Origin of the sequence: Microbispora sitophila, assembly GCF_014892245.1 — a bacterium.
Taxonomy (GTDB): domain Bacteria; phylum Actinomycetota; class Actinomycetes; order Streptosporangiales; family Streptosporangiaceae; genus Microbispora; species Microbispora siamensis.
This window is the reverse complement of record NZ_JADBGC010000081.1, coordinates 1-1,687: the sequence shown is the minus strand read 5'-3', so window position 1 is coordinate 1,687 and position 1,687 is coordinate 1. Positions and strand designations below refer to the sequence as shown.

General features: G+C 69.5%; 1 protein-coding gene and 2 pseudogenes. All 3 read right to left on the bottom strand.

What is annotated here, in order from left to right:
- Nucleotides 1-262: pseudogene (locus tag IL992_RS45495) on the bottom strand (sugar phosphate isomerase/epimerase); the annotation flags it as partial.
- Nucleotides 263-308: 46 nt separating this feature from the next.
- Nucleotides 309-1,478 (bottom strand): Gfo/Idh/MocA family protein, encoded by a 1,170-nt coding sequence (locus IL992_RS45490; RefSeq protein ID WP_319019263.1) that lies wholly within the window; start codon nt 1,476-1,478, stop codon nt 309-311.
- Nucleotides 1,479-1,493: 15 nt separating this feature from the next.
- Nucleotides 1,494-1,687: pseudogene (locus IL992_RS45485) on the bottom strand (sugar ABC transporter substrate-binding protein); the annotation flags it as partial.

Below are 1,687 nucleotides of genomic sequence, written 5' to 3'. Positions count from 1 at the left end.
GGCGTTCGTCGATGGGGTGGTCGCAGACGGCCTGGCCGACCAGGTGGTTGGAGATCGTCCATACCCCCAGGTTGTATTTGGCCAGGGTCTCCTTCTTGCGTTCGATGTAGGAGTCGTCGGCGAGGGCTTTGTCGACCTCGAAGTGGTCGCCCCAGCAGGCGATCTCCAGGCCGTCGTAGCCCCATTCCGAGGCCAGCCGGCAGACCTCCTCGAACGGCAGGTCCGCCCACTGCCCGGTGAACAACGTGATCGGTCGCGTCATCTCACTCCCGCTCTCGCAACCATCTGGACAATCACACCGTGTTCAATCACACCGTGGTCCAGCCCGACCCGGCGGCGGCGCTCTCCTCGACCGCGGCGAGCACCCGCTGCACCCGCAGCCCGTCCTCGAAGGACGGCGCGGGGTCGGTGCCGGCGGCCACCGCCTCCAGGAAGTCCTTCGTCTCGTGGACGAAGGTGTGCTCGTAGCCGAGGCCGTGGCCCGGCGGCCACCACGCCCCGGCGTACGGGTGGTCCGGCTCGGTGACGAGGATCCGCCGGAACCCGGCGTCCCGCTCGGCGGCGTCGTAGAACCACAGCTCGTTCATCGCCTCGAAGTCGAAGGACAGGCTGCCCGCCGATCCGTTGACCTCGATGCGCAGAGCGTTCTTGCGGCCGGTGGCGAAGCGGGTGGCCTCGAACGAGGCCAGCGCCCCGCCCTCGAAGCGGCCGATGAACAGCGCCGCGTCGTCCACCGTCACCTCGCCCATCTCACCGGTGCCGCCCTCGCCGGCCAGGCCGCTCGACCCCTCGGCGAGCGGGCGCTCCTTGACGAAGGTCTCGGTGAGCGCGCTCACCCCCGTCAGCGACCGGCCGACGATGAACTGCGCGGTGTCGATGATGTGGGCGCCGATGTCGCCGAGAGCGCCGGATCCGGCCTTGTCCTTCTGGAGCCGCCAGACCAGGGGGAACTCCGGGTCGACGATCCAGTCCTGCAGGTACTGCGCCCGCACGTGCCGGATCTCCCCGATCCTGCCCTCCTCGACGAACCGCCGGGCCAGCGCGACGGCGGGCACGCGGCGGTAGTTGAAGGCGACCATGCTGCGCACGCCGCGCGCCGCCGCCTCCTTCGCCGCCGCGGTCATCGCCTCGGCCTCGGCCACGGTGTTGGCCAGCGGCTTCTCACAGATGACGTGCTTGCCCGCGGCCAGCGCCGCGATGGCGATCTCGGCGTGGCTGTCACCCGGGGTGCAGATGTCGACGATCTGCACGTCGTCGCGTTCGACGAGCCGCTTCCAGTCGGTCTCCACCGCCGCCCAGCCGAGCGTGGCCGCCGCTTCGGCCGTACGGTCGGGCGACCTGCCGGACAGGGCCGCCATGACGGGCCTTACCGGCAGGTCGAAGACCGAGGCGACGCTCCGCCATGCCTGCGAGTGCACGCGTCCCATGAACGCGTACCCCACCATGCCGACACCTAGCGCCGGCCTGCTGTCTGTCACTAGATCTCCCCCGAATCAGGATTCGAAGCCGAGCGGCAGATACTTCTGCACGTTCTCCTTGGTGATGGTCTCCGAGGCCAGTGTGATCGACTGCGGCACCTCCTGCTCCAGCAGGTCGCTCATGCCCTTGCCCTGGGCGATCAGCCGCGCCAGCTTGATCGCCGAGCCGGCCATCGTCGGGCTGTAGGTGACCGTGGCCTTCAGCACAC